The following is a 20,592-nucleotide window of genomic DNA, read 5'->3' as shown; positions in this document are numbered from 1 at the left end:
TCACCATGCCAGCTAACCCGTTCTCGGTCTACGACGACATTCGTGCGTCCTATCTGCGCTACTTCGACACCGCCTTCTGGCTGCGGGACCCTCGCCTCATGGCGGAGAGGCGACGGCGACTTGACCATGATGGTCGACTCTTTACCGACCCGCTCCTCGAACCTGTTGTCCCCTACGACGCTGACGTCCCTCTTAGAGAGGTCTGTCGAGAGGCGGGGATCTCCGAGGAGACGGCAGAGACCGTCGGCCGGGCTCTCTTCGGATCCTTCGTGGCGGAAGGCAGCCCGGTGCTCCTCCGCCAGCATCAGGCCGACGCCATACGGCACACGTTCCGTCCTGGCGATGAAGATGAGCGGAACGTTGTCGTCACGTCAGGTACCGGCTCGGGTAAGACGGAGAGCTTCCTGCTACCAGCGCTACTCCGGCTGGTCGAGGAGTCACGTACCTGGAAGCCACAGCCGGCCCGCGATGCCTGGTGGACTGCCAAAGACTCCCCGTCATGGGTTCCCAGCCGGACCCACGAGACCCGGCCAGCTGCAATGCGGGCGATAGTCCTCTACCCAACCAACGCACTTGTGGAGGACCAGATCGTCAGACTGCGCCGCGCGATCCGACGCATCGGAACAGTCCGACCGACAACACCGCTCTGGTTCGGTCGCTACACGGGCAACACGCTTGGATCTGGTCGGCCACCGCTGCAGGGAAGCACCGGAAGCAAGGCCGCCGACCTGGCGGCCGACCTCCGAAGGATAGGCGACGAGTTCAACACGTTGCGGGCCGCTGGAGTCCCGGAGGAGGACCTCGCCCAGTTCTCTGACCCGAGCGCACACGAGATGCTGGTCCGATGGGACATGGTGGCTGCCCCGCCCGACATCCTCGTCACCAACTACTCGATGCTCAACGCAGTACTTATGCGGAAGGTCGAGGACGACCTCTTCGGCAGAACGGCAGACTGGCTGGACGCGGCCGACGACCACGTACTGACCCTCGTGGTTGACGAACTCCACCTGTACAGGGGCACGCAGGGCAGCGAGGTCGCCATGGTCATCCGGAACCTACTGTCCCGACTCGGGCTGGAGCCCGACAGCCCAAAGCTTCGATGCATCGCCACGAGCGCATCACTAAGCGAAGGAACAGACGGGTTGTGTTACTTGGAGGAGTTCTTCGGCGTCCCGAGGTCATCGTTCTATGTCACAGCTGGTAGGCCGCGTGACCTAGGTCCACCAACGACCCTGTCTCGCGAACGCGTACTCGAAGCAGCCGAAACCCCGGACGTCCTGGCTCAGCGATACGACCTCTCCCGGGCCGTCGCCCTGGCCTGCCGCGACGAGGACGAAGGCAGACTGCGCGCTACACCAGTCACTAGCGTGGCCAACCGGTTGTTCGACACTCCGGATGACGGCACCGCGATGCGGACCGTCCTCAACGCAATCGCGACCGTCCGGCCCGGGCACGCCAGTGTCCCGCTCCGGGCCCACCTCTTCGTCCGCGCCGCAAGAGGCCTCTGGGCCTGCACGAACTCACAGTGCCGTGGCGTCCCCAAGGACGACAAGAGCGGTCGAACCATCGGCCGGCTGCTCACCGTTCCGGCTTCTACCTGCCCCGACTGCGGCTCCCGGGTGCTGGAGCTGTTGTACTGCTACGACTGCGGCGACATCAGCCTTGGCGGGTTCGTTCTCGACCACGTAGCTGAGGAGGGCGGCGGCGTTCTGCTCGGTCCCAACGCTACCGACATCCCCGCACTGGACGCCGAACCCGTCTTCAGCCGAAGGTACGGCCAGTACATGTGGTACTGGCCCGGCGACCGTCCCATCCAGGATGACCCGTCCTGGCAGAAGGGCGGCCTCCCAGACGGGAAGAAGGCGCGGTTCTCCTTCTCCATGGCCGAGTACGACCCAGCCATTGGTCTCCTGAACGGGACCTCACATGATCCGACTGGCTGGTACATGACCGTGAGTGGCGTCCCCCCCACCATGTCAGGCGGCACGCCAGCGCTTCCAGACCGCTGCCCCCGCTGCGGTGTACTGGGGACCAACACCGACCTAGACATCTTCTGGAGCGGAACCGTTCGCAGCCCCATCCGCGCCCACACCTCCGGCATTGCCCAGTCCACGCAGCTCTACCTCTCACAGCTCGTGCGCAGTATGGGGTCAACCTCGGCCGAGTCCCGAACTATCGTGTTCACCGACAGCCGCGACGACGCAGCTAGAACAGCTGCCGGTGTAGCGCGCAACCACTTCCGGGACCTCACCCGTCAGCTGGTGCAACAGGCGCTCGAACAGGATCCCCCCGATGCAGTCGAGGTCCTTCGCAAGGCAGCCACCAATATGAGCTCCCTCAACAGCGCCGAGAAGCTGGTGTTCGAAGAGGTCAGCGGGCAGAACCCAAACCTCTGGATGCTCATACAGAAGGAAAGATTCCTACCCCTCGAAAGTCACGAGAAGGAACAGCTGGCACAACTGGCAGACAGCGGCGCTCCACGGTTCAGCTGGGGAGAGCTCCGACAGACGCTAACCGACCGCCTCGTCGAACTGGGTGTACCAGTCGGAGGAGCCGGCCCCTCGGTGGCAACAAACCAGGATGAATCTCCTTGGTACCGTGCCTTCACGCCGCCAAGGTCCGGAATGTGGGAACCCCTACCAGGGACAACCCGACTGCAAGCACAAGCCATCTTTACTAACCTCCTCAACACCCATCTGGCTGAGGCCGTCTTCGACCGCGCCCGCCGCGACATCGAGTCCGTAGGACTTGGCTGGGTTGAACCTCGCGAGACCGACCGGACGACTCCACCAGTCCACCCCGAGACTGCGTACCAGGTTCTCTGCTCCTGCGTCCGACTCCTGGGAGCTGCCCGTCGATACACCGGCGCAGAGTACGGCTATCCCCAGAACAAGCTTCCTGCCCCAATACGCCGCTACCTGCAGCGGGTAAGCAACCGCCATGACGTCGAGATGAACGAGCTCGTACCCTGGGTTACAGACTCACTCACCCGCGTTGCCGCGGTGGGATGGCAGCTCCAAATCCAGGCCGCGACCGCCCGTCTAGCAGTCGTGCGCGCCGGGGACCGCGTATGGCGCTGCCCTGACTGTAACTTCCGGCACCTTCACGCCTCCGCGGACGTATGTGCCAACCGCAGCTGCGCGAGAGTTGGCCTTGTAGAGGGGCCTGCAACCGACATGGACGACGACTACTACGCCTGGCTGTCTCGTCTGAAGCCACGCAGGCTTGCCATTGCCGAGCTAACCGGCCAGACCAAACCGCTAGACGAGCAGCGACGGCGCCAACGCTGGTTCAAGGGTGTTCTGCTGCCGGAGCCAACCGAAAACCACCTCACTTGCGAACTCGACGTCCTGAGCGTCACGACGACGATGGAAGTTGGTGTCGACATCGGGTCACTGCGCTCCACACTGATGGCCAACATGCCGCCCCAACGCTTCAACTACCAGCAGCGCGTCGGCCGTGCAGGACGTGCCGGCCAGGCGTTCTCGTACGCGCTCACCGTGTGTCGCGACCGGACGCATGACGACTACTACTTCAACAACACGCAGCGAATGACCGGCGACATACCGCCCCAACCATTCCTAGACCTCGGCCGCAGGAGGATCGTCCAGCGTGTTCTGTCGGCCGAGCTGCTGCGGCGTGCATTTCTAGCAGTGTCCAAGCAGCCGCTCTGGACCCAGAAGAGCATCCACGGCACCTTCGGACTGGCCACGGAGTGGCAGGACCGTCGCCCTGAGGTCGCCGCCTGGCTGGCCACCTCACCAGACGTTCCGGTTGTTGTGAGGCGTCTGACGGTGCTGACGGGACTGGACCCGGACGACGTCGCCGACCTAGAGGCCTGGGCGCGAAGCAAGCTCGTGACCGATGTCGACGCAGCGATTCGGCGTGAGTCGTGGACGCAGGAGGAGCTCAGTGAACTGCTAGCGGCCGCCGGTGTGGTTCCGATGTTCGGCTTCCCTACGCGCGTACGCAGTCTCTACGGACGATCGGTGAAGACACGGGATGGGCTCGACGCCGCCGAAGTCTCCGACCGTTCGCTTGACATGGCAGTGTCGAGCTTCTCACCAGGTTCCCTAGTAGTGAGGGACGGATGGCTCCACACCGTCGTGGGGTTCGCCGCCTACGACATCCGAGGGCCTCGAGCCGTCGCCAAGGACCCGCTTGGCCCACCGGTGCCCCTCGGAACCTGTGAAGACAGTACGTGCGGATCCACCACCACGGATCCGAACGACGGTACCTGTGCTGTCTGCGGCGCCCCGCTCCGGACCTTCGACCTCTACCAGCCACTCGGGTTCAGAACCTCGTACAGCCCTAGGGACTACAACGACGAGAACGACCTTACGTCGATGGCCCGGCAGCCAAGCCTTGCCATCACCGGTCGGGCCCAGCACGTCGAGCAGGTCGGGACGCTCAGCGTCGAGACCTACGAGCAGGCGCAGATCGTGCAAGTAAACGACAACCGGGGACGCCTTTTCGAGCTGAGACAGCTACGTGATGGGTCCGTAGTCGTACCCGACAGCTCCCTGTACTCGCGGGCCTGGACTGCACCGGAAGGCACGGGACGTGGCGAGGCCGCCATCGGCGAGCTGCGCACGACCGACGTCGTGGTCATCGGGCTTGACCGGCCAGACGTGCCGAACGGTGTCGTGCCGTCTGACCGCACGCAGCTCCCGGCCGGCCGGGCAGCATTCTGGTCGTTGGCAGAGGCGCTACGACGCGCGAGTCAGGTGGCCCTCGACATCGACCCCCAGGAGCTGGTCATGGGCCTGCACCCCGTCCAGTCCGACGGCACGGCAACCTTCCGCGTATTCCTGGCGGACGCACTTCAGAACGGAGCCGGCTACGCCACTGAACTCGGAAGCAAGGAGGTATTTGAACGCATCCTCGCCGACGCTCGCCAGGGCCTCACCGCCCGGTGGGAGATGCCATCTCACACTGACTGCAACACCTCCTGCCCCGACTGCCTCCGGTCCTACGACAACCGGCGCCTGCACGGAGCACTCGACTGGCGTCTCGCCCTCGACATGCTCGACCTCGCCGCTGGAGTGCCCTTGCCGGGGGAGCGCTGGTTTGGCCGAGCTGCCGTGGTCGCCGAGAGCCTCGTAAGGGCGGGATTCGGCCTGGAGTTCGAGGTCATTGCTGGGACACCGACACTGCTCAACGCGAGGACGCAGACCGCCGTCGTTCTTGGGCACCCTCTCTGGCGGCGTGAGCCACCTCTGTACACGGAGCAGCAGAAGGAGGTGCGTACGACTCTCGAGGGCAGCGGCCGTGCCTGTACCGTCTGGATGTCGGACTTGTACGAACTGGACCGATATCCTCTGGCCGTACTGCGACGGCTTCTGTAGGTAGCGCAGCCGATTGCACGGCTGAGGTCGATGTGGCTGGCGAACGTCGGTGTCGGCGAGGATCGCATCTGGTCCTCTCCGCCGCTTGTCGCAATGACGACAACTAGCGGTATGGGCATCAGGTGGTCGCGGGCTCGTCACTCCCCGGCCAGTCAGCTACGCACCGAACCAGTGCCTTGACCGCGCATTCTTCCCGCACTGCGGGAAGGGCGCCCGGGGCGGTCCCGGCGCGGGCAGGACCCAGCCGTCGAAGCCGTGGCTGTGCCGACTGGAAGCGGGGATCGTCGGGGGCACCGTTCGAGCAGGCGGCCAGGTCGGGCAGGGCACTACAGACAAATATGACGTATCTGTCACTCTTGGAGCGTGGATGAGGTCGTTGAGTCACTGGCATGGTTGAGGAACCAGTGCGCGGAGTATGCCTTCGACGTGCGGGGCCTCTTTCGGCGAGCAAGCCCCGCGAGTACCTGGCCGCTGAAGGCCGCCGATCCAGAAGGGCTCGAGTCTCGTCTCGCTGACGGTGGGCACCTGCTACCACTCCCGCAGGAGCCAGCCGCACTCGCCAACGTGCTTGAGGTGTCGGTTGTCAACTTCCTTATGGACCGGCTGACCCTTCTCCCTGGGGCAGAGGCGCAGCGCGGCTCCGAGCGCAGCTACCCCGACCTAGAGCTGAGCGGTTCTGCGTTCGGCGGCGGGCACCATGCGCTGGATGTCAAGGTCGCTCGGCGAGCCGTGACAAGAGGTCGGCCAAGGACGCAGAGCAGGATCGCGCTGTACACAGGAAACACGTACTTCAAGTGGCCGGACCTACGCTGGCCCGGGACGTTCAGGCCGTTCAACGAGTACGTCAGCCGCCTGGACTTGATCCTGATCTACACACACTGAACAGGGACGCCACTCGTCGCGGCGATGACCTTGAGGCAATCGTGCAGGAGCCATGGCGGATCGGAAGCCGGCAACGTTCATCGACGACCCGGGAGTACATCGGCGCCGTGGACGGGCTGGATGACCTCCGCGCCGGCCGCGGGGAGTTCGGGACTGCCAAGGACTTCTACGACTACTGGAGGCGTTACCCGTTCAAGATCAGCCCTCAGGTCCAGCGGCAGCTCGACCGTCTGGTCCAGCAACAGCGGGACGAGATTGAGGCGCTCCGGAAGAGTCACCGCCCGGCCGGGCCCCGCGACCACGAGGCCTTGTGAGCGCGCCGCCGACCAATCGTCGGACCGCCCTGGCATGGTTAGCTGCGTGAGTACTCGAGGCGTTGCCATCTCCCTGTTCTCTGGCGCTGGCGGACTCGACCTCGGAGTGGAGGCAGCCAGCTACTCCGTGCGCGCGGCCGTCGAGTATGACCGCGACGCTGCAGCGACCATGGAGAAGAACTTCCCGGGCCTAGCGTCTCCTGTCATCCAGCGAGACATCCTGGAGGTGCCGACGCGCGAGATACTTCGGGCGGCTGGCCTGAAGGCCCGGGAGCGACCAGACCTCCTCGTGGGTGGTCCACCATGTACACCGTTCTCCAAGTCGGGCTTCTGGCTGGAGTGGAAGCGGGCAGGACTGGACCCCGGCGCGAGCCTTCTCCAGGCGTACACGAGGGTCCTAGCCGAGGCGCGCCCCCGTGCCTTCGTGCTTGAGAACGTCTATGCGCTGACCTACAACAACCGAGCAAGCAGGCCAGCGTTCGACAGGCTCATGCGCGAGATATCTGATGCTGGATATACCGCCCGGCCAAAGGTGTTGAACGCTGCTGACTACGGTGTACCACAGGCTCGTCCTCGGCTGTTCGTCATTGGCGTGCGCAAGGGCCAGAAGCTCCCGGAACACCCACCTGCGACCCACGGCGGCCGCTGGGAGCGACGCGCGACTGGCTCAGCTGACCAGCCCCACGTGACGGCCGGACAGGCGCTTGAGAACCTGGTGTCCGAGCCTGAGCAGGAGGAAGTGCTTAAGGGGCAATGGGGGGCACTGCTGCCCGACATCCCACCTGGAGAGAACTACCTCCACTACACCGCCGAACGTGGACACTCAGACCCAATCTTCAAGTGGCGCAGCCGGTACTGGTCATTCCTGTTGAAGCTTGATCCCCACAGGCCCTCGCCGACGATCCAGGCGCAGCCTGGCCCAAACGTCGGGCCCTTCCACTGGGACAACCGTCGTCTGCGTGTACCCGAACTAAAGAGGCTGTTCACGTTCCCAGACAGCTTCGACCTCGTGGGTAGCCGCTCATCGGTTCAGGCTCAGCTGGGCAACTCAGTCCCTCCTCTCCTCGCGGAAAAAGTCGTACAGGTGCTTGTCAACGAGCGATGACGTCCAAGCGCTGGGTGCAGACCTCGGCTGGGCAACACCTCCGAGGGCGGCGAAAGACGGACACGGAGCCCGAGCTGCTTCTCCGCCGAGCTCTCCATGCACACGGCGCGCGTTTCCGCCTCCACCGCCGCATCGCTCCGGGTTGCACGCCTGACCTCGTATTGCCTGGCCGCCGTATCGCCGTCTTCGTCGATGGGGACTACTGGCACGGATGTCCCGAGCACGGACGAAAGGGCCCGTTCACCGGTCCGAACGCCGCGCTCTGGGAACAGAAGATGCAACGCAACAAGCAAAGGGACGACGCAGCCACCAAGCTCGCTGAGCAGGCGGGCTGGAAGGTAGTGCGGATCTGGGAGTGCGCGGTAAGACGCGACCCGAGTGCCGCGGCCGCGACCGTCCTGTCTTCGTAGCCGGCGGACCCTGACGAACAGTCGTTTGCAGCAATGCGAAATCAGTCGGCTCGTCCGCTGGTCCCAGCGACTTCTTGAGCGGCGCATTCTGGACCGCAGCGTGACTCATGCGCCCGCAACGTCACGCGCCCAGTCGGAAGTTATCCGCTGCAGCGCCATGATCCGATGCGGATAGTCGCCGTGTGGCGCAAGTTCGGCAGCACGACGGTACCGGAATGTCCATGCACCAGTTGGCGCGTACATGCAGGCAGCGAGAACGTCGAACTGGTCGGTACGGTAGTATCTGCTCGCCGGATCGCTCTTTGAGGTGCGGGTCTTCTGAACTTCGACCTTGTAGTCGCCATTCTTGTACAGCTTGGGACTCGCATTCTTACATTCCACAAGCAGCCTACGTCCCCTCACGAGCTGAACGTCAAAGTCGGGTTGGCCGTCTCGGTCGAGCCTCCGCACGGATTGGACGGCTGGGTCGACTCGGAGCTGCTTTTCGAGGTGATGCTCGGCTACACCTCCACGAACTGCCACCTGTAAGCGATTTCTAGTCGAGATTATCTCGAGTAGCTCCTGACTACTAATGTCAAAGAGACGTTCAAGGTCGTGGGGACGACCTCCCCCAAGATTAGAGAGGCTATTGCCGTCGGGGTATGCAGTTAATTCCCGGTGAGCAGCGGCGACGGAGAAACGTAAGGGTTGATCCAGCCCGAAATCGCTGGCCTTCCTCTCGAACTTTACATAGTCAAGAAGCCGCTCGGGCCTGAAGCCGACCATGGTCTCGAGGCCGCCTTGTGCGCGCGGGGCCGCCCGCACCGAGCCCGCACGGTTCACCCGCTCCCAGACGTGCCATCCCTGCACTTTTGCGTCGTGCAGATCGGCGTCTTTGGCGTAGAAGGAGATTCCCATCGGCAGTGGGTCATACAGACGCGGGTCGAGTCCGATGAACAAGCCGTATTCGAGATGTACCCCAAGAATTAGCGTAGTGTCCACACCAGCGATGTCCTTGCCAACCTGATGATCATCGGTGTGCCAGCTGCTTTCACTGCCGTAGCGAATTTGACCCTTGGACTCATCATCGGGCCTGTTCCGTGTCGCGATCCTGCTCATTCGGAACAGGTAGACCAGCAGGCCGAGACGTTCGTCGCCAGGCCCCTGAACGCCGAGATAGCTCGGCGCGCGCGTCCGAGGGCTGGCGAAGAGAATCCGGCAGCCGGCCGCCTCTGCCGCCGCTTGGAGGAAAGCTTGCAGGTCGCCCCGCCGTGACGACACCTCGTAGACACGTGCATAGCGACGCCCAGCAAAGGTCATGCCCAACTCCCGATTAGGCCGACGTCCATCTACTCTAACGCTGGCTAGTTGAGCACCATACCGATGTACTGCCGCTCGTGCCTCGGCGCTGGGGAGCTTAGCCCTACCGGTGAGTGCCTTGTTCCTGATCCGCTCAGCCATGTCGACCCGCAGCCGGCCTACTTGCTCCAGGGCACGCGCTGATCGGAGTCGGCCTCCCATTCTCCCGCGCAGTGCCGTCACCGCATAGCGACTTCCTCGGACACTGTCCTCGACGACCTAACCAACCGCCACCCCGAGGTTCTTGGGTGCGGTCGCCTCGGAATGCGCCGAGGTACCGGCAGTATCGACGTCACATCCCTCGACGGCCACCTCGTAGCGATGTCAAACGTCGCCCGCCACCAGTGATTCGTGACGGTCAAGGGAATCTCTGGCCACAGGCGACCTTTGCATCATCTCGTTGCGGGTGTGAAACCTGACTCGCAGAGTGTTTCGATGACCTCGCCGCCGTCTCCGTACACGATGGTGTTACTGCCCCAGGCGAGTTCGACGTCGTCGGGACCACGATTACGCACGAGCCAGTCGTAGTTCTTCAACGCGATGCGTGTCTCCTCGGTCATGACCAGACAGTAGCGCTTGAACCCGCCAGCGCCCCACCGGTCCAGGCGAGTGAGACGCGGCGCAACCGGGTCTTTCGAGGCTCCAGTTCGGTTCGCCGAGGCCGGGGACCCCATCGGTCCTGCGCCGGGTGACGCCATTGCTCGGTGCTTCAGGATTTCGGATCAGACGAGACAACCGCAGGTCGCCTCGCGGTGCCCGGTTCGACGAGACCCCAGTCACGCAGGAGAGTAGTCGCCCGGTGAGCGGTGCCGACCGAGACTCCAGCACTGCTGGCGATCTCAGTTAGCGTCGGCAAGGGCTCACCTGGCTTGAGCGCGCCGTCGAGGATGTCCGCCCGCAGTGATGCGGCAACCTTCTCGTACGGCGCCTGCGGCTGAGTCTTAGCCAGCTCGGTCCGCGTCGTGGGCTCAGGGCGTGTCGGCAGGCGGGCGAACAGGCTGTGCGACGCGCGCTGATCCGACTCGGAGACCCAGGCTGAGTACACACGTAACGTCGTCGTACCTCCGCCACCATGCCCAAGCCGCCCGGCGACGGTTCGGACGTCGACGCCGGCCGCGATGAGTTCGGTCGCCGAGTAGTGGCGGAGGTTGTGCAGGTGAGTGTCGATGTCAAGCCGCGCGACCAGCTTCCCGTAGCGCTGGCTTACCGAGTCGGGAAGGAGGTGGGTTCGGTTGCCAGGATCGAGGGCGAACACGTATGCATCCTCCGCAAGGTCAAGGCCGAGCGTCTTCGCCTCAGATGAGCGACGCAGCTTGTGCTCCTGAAGCACGGTTACTGTGTCGGGGTCGAGGGCGATCCGCCGCTGCTGGTGAGTCTTGGTGGCCTTCTCCCAGGTCCGTGAACTGTCCTGCGCGACGCTCGAGCTGATCTCGAGGACGCCGTTGTCGAGGTTCACGTGTCGCCACCGCAAAGCGCAGAGTTCGCCGCGTCGTGCGCCTGTCGTCATCGCCAGCCAGACAAGGGTGCCCCAGTCAGGGTCCTTCCACGCCTCGTTCAGGATCGCCGCAGCTTCGGTGGCCGAGGGAGGCCGAGGGTTCGGCTTTGGTGCGGCCGGTGGTTGCGCTTGCGTCATCGGGTTCACCGATACCCAGCGCCATCGGAGGGCCCGCTTGAACGCGCCACTAAGGATGAAGTGGATCTGCCGGATCGTCGCATCGCCGAGCGGCTTGCACACGTGACGTCGACAGCGGTCATCGCACTCGTGCGCGCGCGATGTCCGGTGTTCGACGTACCTGCGACGGTCGCAGTGCGCCCGGCACCGGCGGAGCTCGGCGTAGAAGGAGTCCAGCAGATCGGCGTCGAACGCACCTACCTTGATGGAACCAACGAGCGGTCGGATATGCGTGTCGACATACCCGCGGTAGGTCCGCAACGTCGTTCCCTCGACATCGATCAGGTCCAGGTGCTTGTCAAGGAGCTGATCCAGGGTTGCGTTCGTCTTCGGATTCCGCCGTTCGTCGACCTGGTTGAGCAATCGTGTCCTCGCCCGCTCGGCGAGGTCGGCCGCCCGCGGACCCGGATCGATGATTTCGGTGAGGCTGTTCCGGCGCCCAGTCAGCGGGTCGCGGCCAGCGAACACGCGCACCCGAAGGGCGCCGCTAGGGAGCACGTCGATGGACCCGCGCTGCCGCTTGCGGGGTCTGCTCGACCTAGCCATGACACCGAAAGATAGCAGGTTCGTGTCACGATCGGTGTCACGATCATCTGGCCAAATGAAGCGACCTGGACGTTTGCCCAGGTCAGAACGGGTGCGCCGCCAGGGACTCGAACCCCGAACCCGCGGATTAAGAGTCCGCTGCTCTGCCAGTTGAGCTAGCGGCGCGTGAACCTCGGAGAGGATAGCAGCCCGACCCTCAGCCGCTCACATCGAGGACGGCCCTGGCGGCGTTGTGTCCGCCGATGCCGCTCACACCCCCGGCCCGCCGGGCTCCGGCGCCGCAGATCAGCAGGCTGCGGACGTCAGTCTCCACCCCCCACCTACCGGACTCTTCGGGCGTCTCGACCCAAGGCCAGGCGAGGTCGCCGTGGAAGATGTGGCCGCCCGGCATACCGACATCGGCCTCGACGTCGAGCGGGCTCTTCACCTCCAGACAGGGCCGCCCGTCCGCATCGCGGGCAAGACAGTCCTCGATCGGCTCGGCGAGGTGGACGTTGAGCGCGGCGAGGCAGTTCCGCGCCGCCTGGTCGCGGGCGCTGGCGTTGTCGTGGCCGAAGAGCCGGGCCGGGGTGTGCAGCGCGAACGCCGTCACGGTGTGCCACCCTCGGGCGGCCAACTCGGGGGAGAGGATCGACGGATCGGTCAGCGTGTGGCAGTACAGTTCGCTCGGCTGGGCGGTGGGCAACTGTCCCGCCACCGCGTCCTCGTACGCCCGCTGCAGGTCGGCATAGCCCTCGCCCACGTGGAACGTTCCCGCGAACGCGTGTCGCGGGTCGGCGCCGGACCGCAGCCGTGGCAGCCGGGTCAGGAGCAGGTTGAGTTTGAGCTGGGCACCTTCAGGAGCCTCGGCCGGTGGCCGGCCCCGCAGCCGGTCGAGTGTGGCCGGCGCGACATTGGAGAGTACGAAGGACGCGGAGATCACGCGTTCCTCCCCGGCCACGACAGCAGCGACCTCGGCGCCGTCGTCGGAGGCGTCGACCCGGACCACCTCGACGCCAGTGCGAAGGTCGGCGCCGGCCGTGCGCGCCGCGGACTCCAGTGCGGCGGTCACCGCGCCCATCCCGCCGACCGGCACCTTCCATTCGCCGGTGCCGTTGCCGATGAGGTGGTACAGAAAGCATCGGTTCTGCAGCAGGGACGAGTCGTGGGCGTGGGTGAACGTGCCGATCAGCGCGTCGGTGAGGACCACGCCTCGGACGGTATCTTCGGCGAAGGACTCCTCGACCACTTCGCCGAGCGGCCGCCGGAGGAACCGCTCCCAGGCCTTCGTACCGACCAACTCTCGTACGTCTGCCGCCGGCCGCAGTGGCTCCAGCATCGTGGGCGCGAGGCGGCGGGCCACCTCCTCGAGGTCGGCGTAGAAGCTCTGCCAGGCGTCGAACTCCTTGTCATTACCGGTGAGACGCCGGAACGAGTCGGCGGTCGCGGGACCAGGCTCGCGCTCGACCAGCAGGCCGGTGGGCGTGCCGTTACGGACGACCGGGGTGTACGACGCGACCGCGCGTGAGGCGAGGCGTAGGTCGAGCCCGAGATCGCTGGCGATCTGGTCCGGCAGCAGGCTGACCAGGTACGAGTAGCGCGACAGCCTGGCGTCGACGCCGGTGAAAGCCCGTTCGCTCACGGCGGCGCCGCCCAGGTGGTCCAGGCGTTCGAGGACCAGGACCGACCGGCCCGCCCGGGCAAGGTAGGCGGCGGCCACCAGGCCGTTGTGGCCGCCGCCGACCACGACGACATCGAAGTGCTCCACGGCCAGCAGCCTAGGCGGTGCCTGAGCGACGCGGTGTCGAGGCACCGTTCCATGATCATGAAGGAAAAGCGGGCGATAAGCCCCGAAACCCTCATGATCACGGGACGGAAGCGGGGCATCCGGGGCTGTTGGCGGCTGACGGCCCAGGCCCCAGGTTCAGGTGCTGCCGCCCAGGCCGGTGAGGACGAACGCGATCGCCACGCTCGCGGCCAGCGCGACGGCGCCGACGATCGCGAAGATCACGAAGACCGGCTCCGGCCCGTCGCCGCGGAGCAGCATCTTGCCGGGATCGGCGGGGTCGTACCGGACGACCACCTGTTGGCCCTGCTGCGCCCGCCGGGAAACAGTGCCGCGGAAGGACGGGACGTCCACCCATTGGCCGTCCGGCAGTACGTAGCGGACGACAGGGTGGTGGACGGCGATGCCGTCGCGGGTGCGTCTCGTGGTCTCGCCCACGACGACGCCGGACGCCTCCACGCCGGAACGCTGGATCCGGACCACCCTGCGGACTCCGCCCCACCCGATCCCGCCGAAGACCAGCCCCACACCCAGCGGAGCAAGCACCGGCAGCAGTCCCGCCACCGCCGCCCGACCCGACGCCGGCAGCACCGCGAGCGCCGCGGCCACCACCAGCGCGGTCACCCCGACCGCGAGGAAGATCCGGTAGATGCCGCGTTCGAAGCCCGCGACCACCGCGCGCTCCGGCGCCGCCGGGTCGTAGTGGACGACCACCGGCCGCCCCGGGATGTAGCTCGTGTGGGTCGCCTGCGCCGGAGGTCTCACCTGGACAACCTGGCCGGCCCGGGTGGTGAATCGCACGACCGGAGCGTGTGCCAAGCCGCCGCCGCTTGACTCGGCCGACGAGGACAGGAAGCTCGCATCCTGCCCGACCACGACGCCCGTCGCCGTGACGCCCCGACGGCGCAACTGTTCCAGCGTGCGCAGTCGTACGAACGACACACCCGTGAAGAGCACGCCGAGCACGAGGAGGACGAGGCTCGCGGCATACCAGGGGTTCATAGGTCCTCCGGCTGTGAAGGTGCTTGTCCTGCGTACATCCTCCTCACGAGGTCTTCCTCGGCACGCGGCCACTGTCTGCCAGGCTGCCAGCTGCTTGACCTGAACCGCGGTGGAGGTCCTAGGTTGACGGACGTGATCGACATCGCGGCGCTCGCGGCCAATCGGACCATCGACCTCACGACCTGGGGACGCCGGTCGGGTCGACCTGTGCGCATCGAAATCTGGTGGTTCCATGTGGACGGGCGGCTCGTCATCACGGGTACACCGGGCCCTCGGCACTGGTACGCCAACGTGCTCGCCAACCCTGCGGTGATCGTGCACATCGGAGATCGGGATCTGCCTGGTACGGCGCGCCCGATCACTGATCGCCGACTGCGTCACCAGGTGTTCATCGACGTGCAGACCTCGTGGTATCTCAGCCAAGCCCCGCTCGAGGAGCTGATTCAGAACTCACCAATGATCGAAATCGAGCTTGGGTGAACGTCCTGCCTCTACTCCACGCGACAGGGCGGCCGATCCGGAGATCGGCCGCCCTGTCTGCTGGGGTGAGTGACGGGGATCGAACCCGCGACAACTGGGACAACAACTCGTCTGCGAAGTGGGTCCAATCACCCTGGGACCGCCCGGTTGGGCTCCCTACGGCGCACCTAGCGGGCTGCGCCGGGGCGCCGTCCTCGCGCGGGCACGGGCGAGCGACGTTCGACTTTTGCGCCCAGGTCAGCAGATCACGCAGAACTTGAGCCCGTTGGGGTCTTCTAGGACGACGATGCCGTCACGGTGAGGCCACTCGACGCGCCTGGCCCCGAGCCCGAGGAGTCGAGCTACGTCAGCGTCGCGCTCCTCGGTGTCGCCGTCCGATCCCAGCGTGTTGAGGTCGAAGTGCGTTTGATCATTGGCATTGAACGTCAGCCCTACGCCACCAGGACCTGATGGCTGGAATGCCACTGAGTTGGCGGTACGCCAAGCGAGCCGCAGATTGTCAGTGGGCTCAAGGGCCTTGCTCCAGAACTCGGCCGCCCGGTCGACGTCTGGCACGTTGAGTATGACTGTGCTGAGTCGGTACATCGTCACCACCACCTGATCAGTTGGAGGCGCGGCACTCTACGCCGACTCAGCACGGCCAGGCCACCACGAGCCGACCTTCCGGGGTCCCGTCCTCCTCGTTCGCCCGTCTTCGGGCTCCACTACGTGCGTAAGGACGTGTGGTCCGCGACCAACCAGTGCGGCGGCCCGCGCAGGATTGCCTCGCGGACCTCGCAAGGATCGGGTTCGACCTATCGACCCCACCAGGTCGCGCCGGCTGCGGCAAGCGCGGCTATGTCATTCAGATCGTCGGTGCCGCTCACCTTCATATCGAAGTGCTCGGCGCTGCCCTGCTCCTTGGCGACGAGCTCGCAGAGTTCGCGCACGTCATCGGGCGTGATCGCCCGTGGTCCTCTCCGATCGGTCCCTTGTACGGGCAGCATCCGCCCCAGCGAGCACTACGCCGACGTACCCCGGGAACCAGAAGGTCGCCGACGCCAACCGGCAAGGCTGGAGAAGCGCGGACCGCCCGGCCCTGAGTGGGTTCCCGCTCAAGATCACCCCCATGTCGCCCCCAAAACGGCCAACAGGTCCAGAAGACCGGAAAGCCCAGGTCATCATGGCCCTGACCTGGGCTTTCCCCTTGGGGTGAGTGACGGGGATCGAACCCGCGACAACTGGGACCACAACCCAGTGCTCTACCAACTGAGCTACACCCACCACGGCCGTATGCACACCGATCGAGCAGCGCCAAACCGGGGTCCGTACGGACGACTGCCGCGAAGCAGCGCTTCGCGACCCGCCAAGTGTAGCCGGGCGCCCGCCGGCTCCCGCACCGAGATCAGGTGCCCTCGGCGCGTGTCTGCGGACCTGGGGAGTCCGGCCGCGCCGGGGTCGCCCTGGACGGCTCGTCCGGCGCCTCGGCGGGCACGGGTTCGGTCGCGGCGGACACCGGCGGCGCGGGCTGGGTACCGCCGGTCGGCTTGCCGAGGATCTCCTCGGCGATCGTCTTGGCCGCGGCGGAGTCGGGGCCAGGCGCCGGGACGAAGACCGCCGCGCGGTAGTAGCGCAGCTCGTCGATCGACTCACGGATGTCGGCAAGCGCGCGGTGGTTTCCCGTCTTGTCGGGGCTGGCGAAGTAGACCCGCGGATACCAGCGGCGGACCAGTTCCTTGATCGAGGAGACGTCGACGATCCGGTAGTGCAGGTGGCTCTCCAGTGCCGGCATGTCCCGGGCGAGGAACGCCCGGTCGGTGGCGACCGTGTTGCCCGCGAGGGGAGCTTTGTTGGATTCCGGTGCGTACGTACGGACATAGGACAGGACGCGCTCTTCGGCCTCCGCGAGCGAGACCCCGCCCGCGAGCTCGTCGAGCAGGCCGGACGCTGTGTGCATCGTGCGTACGATGTCGCGCATCTGGTCGACCGCCTGCTGTGGCGGCTTGACCACCAGGTCGACACCCTCACCCAGTACGTTGAGGTTGCCGTCGGTGACCAGCGCGGCCACCTCGACGAGAGCGTCGGCCCGCAAGTCGAGCCCGGTCATCTCGCAGTCGATCCACACCAGACGGTCATACATAGCGCTCCACCCTATGCGGTGGCCCCGGCGTGTCGAGCCGGCAGTCAGGCCAGCGCGCAGTCAGGCCAGCGCGCAGTCAGGCCAGCGCGCAGTCAGGCCGACCGGCGGAAGCCGCGGCGGGCCCGGAGGTAGTCGGCCACCACGAAGTCGCCGAGCCGGTCGAGGTCGGGGGTGAAGACTCGGCCACCGTTGCGCCGGGCCACCGCGTCGACGAAGCGCGCCAGCCCCGGGTCCTCGCCGAGCATGAAGAAGTTCAGCGTCGCGCCATAGCGGGTGACCGCGTCGACCTCGTTGATCGTCGCCCGCAGCGTCTCGTGCGTGGTCGGCCAGGAGAAGTACGGTTCGCCGTCGGCCAGCAGGTGAGCGGTGGGTTCGCCGTCGGTGACGACCAGGATCACGGGCTCGGCGTCGGGGTGCCGGCGTACGTGGCGCCCGGCAAGCATCAGCGCATGCTGCAGGTTGGTGCCCTGGATCCAGTCGGGCTCGATCTCGGCGAGCTGGACGGGAGACAGCCGCCGGGCCACCCGGTCGAAGCCGATGATCTCCAGCGCGTCCTGCCGGAACCGCGTCGCGACGAGATGCGAGAGGGCGAGCGCGGTCTGCTTCATCGGACCCCAGCGGCCTTCCTGGACCATGGAGTACGACAGGTCGACGCAGAGCGCGACGGCCGCGGACGACCGGCGTTCGGTCTCGGCGATCGCGAAGTCCTCGACGCTCAGCTGCACCGGTGGTCCCGAGCCACTGCCGGCCGAACGCAGCACGGCGTTGTGGACCGTACGTGTCGCGTCGATGGGATGCTCGTCGCCGAACCGCCACTCGCGGCTGGTCCCGACCGGCTCGTCGGCGGCGCCGGTGCGGTGGTCGTCGTGGTCGCCGCGTCCGGTGGACTCGAGCTGCTGGAACACCCGGCGGAGAGCGGCCTCGCCGAGCCGGCGCAGCGCCTTCGGAGTGAGGCGCAGGCCGTCGGGTCCGCGGGCGATGTAGCCCTGGCGTTCCAGCTCCTGCTCAAGCTGGCGCAACGCCCGCATGTCGACCGTGGCTCCCGGCCCGAGCTGGCGTTCGAGCGCCTCGACGTCGACGTCGTCCAGGGTCGCACCGGGGTGTTCCTGGGCGAGCTGCTCGATCAGGGCCTCGACGTCGGCGAGGTCGGCGACGGCCTCGACCGCCTCGCCGTAGCCGAGCGGTTCCTCCCCGCGCATCCGGGCGCGTGCGTCCCACTCGAGTCCGGGACGCAGGGCGCGAAGGTTGTCGCGGAGCTGCCCCAGCTGCGAGGCCAGGTTGGGATCACCCAGCGCTTCCTGCATGAGCCGGGCCAGTTCGTCGCGTTGCTGCGGCGACAGCGACCGCATCATGCGTTCGGCAGCGGCCGCCCGGCGGGCGAGCAGGTCGATGAGTTCGTCGGTGTTGCGCGGGTTCTCCGGGAAGAACTCGCCGTGCTTGTCCATGAACTCGGCGAACTTGTCGGTCGTGTCCTCGCCCCGCGCGTGCGCCGCGAGCAGGTGGTTGAGGTCGGCCAGCATGTCGCGGACGGCCTCGCTGACGGCCGGGTCCTGTCCGGACAGCGCCTGCTTCATCCCGGCGAACTGGGCGTCGAGGACGTCCCGGCGCAGCATCTGCTGAATCTGTTCGTAGGTCTGCCGCGCCTCGTCGGACTGCCAGTCGTACGACGAGAGCTCCCGCACCGCCCGCGCCGTGTCGTCGGGGAGTGTGTCGAGCTCCATCTCGTGCATCCGGGCGTCGTCACCCGGGTCACGGGCGAGGGTGTCCTTCTCGGCGGCGAGGGCCTGGTCGAGCATCTGGCGTACGCGGTCGAGGGTGCCAGCGAGGTCACCGCGTCGGCGTACCTCCTCGCGGCGCTGGCGCGCACGGGCGAGCAGGTCGTCGAGACCGCGTCGACCCTCCGGGCCACGGCGGAGCAGTTCGCGCAGTGCCTCGCGCAGGCTGGCGCCGGAGAGCACCTCGCGGCCAAGCTCGTCGAGCGCCTCGCGGACGTCGTACGGCGAGGTCAGCGGATCCGGCCCGCCGTCCCACGGCCCGTAACGGAACTTCCGGTCAGGCATCGTCAAGCTCCGTACACGGTCACGCCGTCGACGGTCTCCTTCGCCAGCCGGCGGGTGAGGTGCAGGCCCTCGAGGACGAACTCCACCGCCGACGCGACCTCACCCGGTGATGCGGCGTCGCCGAGTCCGAGCCGGTCGAGGACCTTCGCCAGGCCGGGGACGGTACCCATCTGGTCGAGCAGTTCGTCGCCACGGGTCAGCTCGCCGGTCTCGACCGTCGTACCCTCCTCGAACCGCGCCGTGAAGCCCGCGAGATCGAGGCCACGCAGGCGGTCGCGGAACGTTTCGGCCGTGGCGACACGCAGCTGGTGGGCGAAGATCTCGTGCTCGCGTCCCTCCTCACCCATCTCGAACTCCACCTTGCCGTGCAGGGTGGGGAGTACGCCGGGCAGGTCGCAGATCCGGGCGATCGCCGTGGACTCACCGGTGAGAGCCGACCGCCGCAACGCCGAAGCGGCGACGGTCTCGGCCGCGGTGATGGCGAAGCGTGCGGAGACGCCCGACCGCTGGTCGATCGACGGAGACTCGCGCAGCCCGCGGGCGAGCCGCGCCACGACCTCGATCAGGTGCTCCGGAACCGGCGCGGCGAGGTGGGCCTCCTGGGCGATGAGGCCGATCTCCTCGTCCACCTCGAGCGGGTAGTGCGTACGGATCTCCGCGCCGAACCGGTCCTTCAACGGCGTGATGATCCTGCCCCGGTTGGTGTAGTCCTCGGGGTTGGCCGACGCGACCAGCAACAGGTCGAGCGGCAGTCGCAACGTGTAGCCGCGGACCTGGATGTCGCGCTCCTCCAGGACGTTGAAGAGCGCGACCTGGATGCGTTCGGCGAGGTCGGGCAGCTCGTTGAGGGCGAAGATGCCGCGGTTGGTGCGCGGGACGAGTCCGTAGTGGATCGTCTCCGGGTCGCCGAGTGTGCGACCCTCCGCCACGCGTACCGGGTCGACGTCACCCACCAGGTCGCCGACGCTGGTGTCGGGCGTCGCGAGCTTTTCGCCGTACCTGTCCTCGCGGTGCTTCCAGGCCACCGGCAGGTCGTCACCGGCTTCCGCGGTGAGCCGGCGGCACCGGACACAGCTGGGGGAGTACGGATGGTCGTTGATCTCGCAGCCGTCGATCACCGGTGTCCACTCGTCGAGCAGGCCGACGAGCGTGCGCATCAGCCGGGTCTTGCCCTGGCCGCGTTCGCCGAGGAGCACGAGGTCGTGTCCGGCGAGCAGGGCCCGCTCCAGCTGCGGCAACACCGTGTCGTCGAACCCGACGATGCCGGGGAAGGCATTGCTCCCGTCCGCGAGCGCGGCGGTGAGATTGGTGCGGATCTCTTCCTTGACAGTGCGCTGAACGTGGTCGGTGGCACGGAGTCCACCGAGCGTCGAGGGTCGAGTCACGCCATCGACCGTACGTCGGAGGAGGCGGTTTGGGGGAGCCTTGTCATGTAAACCATTTCCAGGCGCGGGAATTCGCGACCGTCGGAACGGGTCGGACAGGTGTGCGACCGCCGCTCTCGGCCACCGGTGACCAGCAGCGTCAGGAGGTTCGGCCGTCGTACTGCGC

The 20,592-nt window shown here is 66.6% G+C and carries 16 protein-coding genes and 2 tRNA genes; 6 read left to right on the top strand and 12 right to left on the bottom strand.

The genetic code is table 11. From position 1 onward, the window contains the following. Positions 1-5: 5 nt before the first annotated feature. From ABN034_RS12425 to ABN034_RS34360, 5 genes are all read left to right on the top strand, one after another. A complete protein-coding gene (locus tag ABN034_RS12425) occupies positions 6-5,348 on the top strand; it encodes a DEAD/DEAH box helicase (protein WP_349691157.1) in 5,343 nt (1,780 codons plus the stop codon). Positions 5,349-5,711: 363 nt separating this feature from the next. Next, positions 5,712-6,230: a type II restriction endonuclease gene (locus tag ABN034_RS12420; protein WP_349691156.1), complete on the top strand. Its 519-nt coding sequence runs from the start codon at positions 5,712-5,714 to the stop codon at positions 6,228-6,230. Then, positions 6,143-6,544: a type II restriction endonuclease gene (locus tag ABN034_RS12415; protein ID WP_502879021.1), complete on the top strand. Its 402-nt coding sequence runs from the start codon at positions 6,143-6,145 to the stop codon at positions 6,542-6,544. Before ABN034_RS12420 ends, ABN034_RS12415 begins: the two co-directional genes overlap by 88 nt. Positions 6,545-6,590: 46 nt before the next feature. Continuing rightward, positions 6,591-7,649: a DNA cytosine methyltransferase gene (locus tag ABN034_RS12410; protein WP_349691154.1), complete on the top strand. Its 1,059-nt coding sequence runs from the start codon at positions 6,591-6,593 to the stop codon at positions 7,647-7,649. Next, positions 7,646-8,059, top strand: a complete 414-nt coding sequence (locus tag ABN034_RS34360) for a very short patch repair endonuclease (RefSeq protein ID WP_502879020.1) — start codon at positions 7,646-7,648, stop codon at positions 8,057-8,059. Before ABN034_RS12410 ends, ABN034_RS34360 begins: the two co-directional genes overlap by 4 nt. A gap of 105 nt (positions 8,060-8,164) precedes the next feature. Here the strand turns inward: ABN034_RS34360 and ABN034_RS12405 are convergent, their stop codons facing one another. From ABN034_RS12405 to ABN034_RS12380, 6 genes are all read right to left on the bottom strand, one after another. Beyond that, positions 8,165-9,358 (bottom strand): hypothetical protein, encoded by a 1,194-nt coding sequence (locus ABN034_RS12405; RefSeq protein WP_349691153.1) that lies wholly within the window; start codon positions 9,356-9,358, stop codon positions 8,165-8,167. A gap of 431 nt (positions 9,359-9,789) precedes the next feature. Further along, positions 9,790-9,957 (bottom strand): hypothetical protein, encoded by a 168-nt coding sequence (locus tag ABN034_RS12400; protein WP_349691152.1) that lies wholly within the window; start codon positions 9,955-9,957, stop codon positions 9,790-9,792. Between the two features lie 149 nt (positions 9,958-10,106). After that, entirely contained in the window at positions 10,107-11,615 is a 1,509-nt protein-coding gene (locus ABN034_RS12395; protein ID WP_349691151.1) for a tyrosine-type recombinase/integrase, read from the bottom strand. Positions 11,616-11,707: 92 nt separating this feature from the next. Next, a tRNA-Lys gene (locus tag ABN034_RS12390) sits at positions 11,708-11,780 on the bottom strand. A 31-nt stretch (positions 11,781-11,811) separates the two neighbouring features. After that, positions 11,812-13,362 (bottom strand): phytoene desaturase family protein, encoded by a 1,551-nt coding sequence (locus ABN034_RS12385; RefSeq protein ID WP_349691150.1) that lies wholly within the window; start codon positions 13,360-13,362, stop codon positions 11,812-11,814. A 156-nt stretch (positions 13,363-13,518) separates the two neighbouring features. Next, entirely contained in the window at positions 13,519-14,382 is an 864-nt protein-coding gene (locus ABN034_RS12380) for a DUF3592 domain-containing protein (protein WP_349691149.1), read from the bottom strand. Positions 14,383-14,514: 132 nt separating this feature from the next. Between ABN034_RS12380 and ABN034_RS12375 the strand changes: the two genes are divergently transcribed. Continuing rightward, positions 14,515-14,862 carry a nitroreductase family deazaflavin-dependent oxidoreductase gene (locus ABN034_RS12375; protein WP_349691148.1) on the top strand — a complete coding sequence of 116 codons (348 nt, stop codon included), beginning with the start codon at positions 14,515-14,517 and terminating at the stop codon, positions 14,860-14,862. A gap of 237 nt (positions 14,863-15,099) precedes the next feature. On the opposite strand, the gene ABN034_RS12370 is transcribed toward ABN034_RS12375, so the two are convergent. The 6 genes from ABN034_RS12370 to ABN034_RS12345 all read right to left on the bottom strand — a co-directional run bounded on the left by ABN034_RS12370 (position 15,100) and on the right by ABN034_RS12345 (position 20,426). After that, entirely contained in the window at positions 15,100-15,459 is a 360-nt protein-coding gene (locus ABN034_RS12370) for a VOC family protein (protein ID WP_349691147.1), read from the bottom strand. Positions 15,460-15,656: 197 nt separating this feature from the next. After that, the gene (locus ABN034_RS12365; RefSeq protein WP_349691146.1) at positions 15,657-15,791 is read right to left on the bottom strand and encodes a hypothetical protein; all 135 of its coding nucleotides are present in this window, start codon (positions 15,789-15,791) and stop codon (positions 15,657-15,659) included. A gap of 258 nt (positions 15,792-16,049) precedes the next feature. Next, positions 16,050-16,125, bottom strand: a tRNA-His gene (locus ABN034_RS12360). 121 nt (positions 16,126-16,246) lie between these two features. After that, positions 16,247-16,981 carry an oligoribonuclease gene (gene orn / locus ABN034_RS12355; RefSeq protein WP_349691145.1) on the bottom strand — a complete coding sequence of 245 codons (735 nt, stop codon included), beginning with the start codon at positions 16,979-16,981 and terminating at the stop codon, positions 16,247-16,249. 92 nt (positions 16,982-17,073) lie between these two features. After that, positions 17,074-19,041 (bottom strand): vWA domain-containing protein, encoded by a 1,968-nt coding sequence (locus ABN034_RS12350; RefSeq protein ID WP_349691144.1) that lies wholly within the window; start codon positions 19,039-19,041, stop codon positions 17,074-17,076. A gap of 2 nt (positions 19,042-19,043) precedes the next feature. After that, a complete protein-coding gene (locus ABN034_RS12345; protein ID WP_349691143.1) occupies positions 19,044-20,426 on the bottom strand; it encodes a sigma 54-interacting transcriptional regulator in 1,383 nt (460 codons plus the stop codon). Positions 20,427-20,592: the final 166 nt, after the last annotated feature.

This window comes from Actinopolymorpha sp. B11F2 (assembly GCF_040195635.1).
In the GTDB taxonomy this organism is placed as follows: Bacteria; Actinomycetota; Actinomycetes; order Propionibacteriales; family Actinopolymorphaceae; genus Thermasporomyces.
The sequence above is the reverse complement of the archived record's forward strand: the minus strand, read 5'-3'. Positions and strand labels throughout refer to the sequence as shown.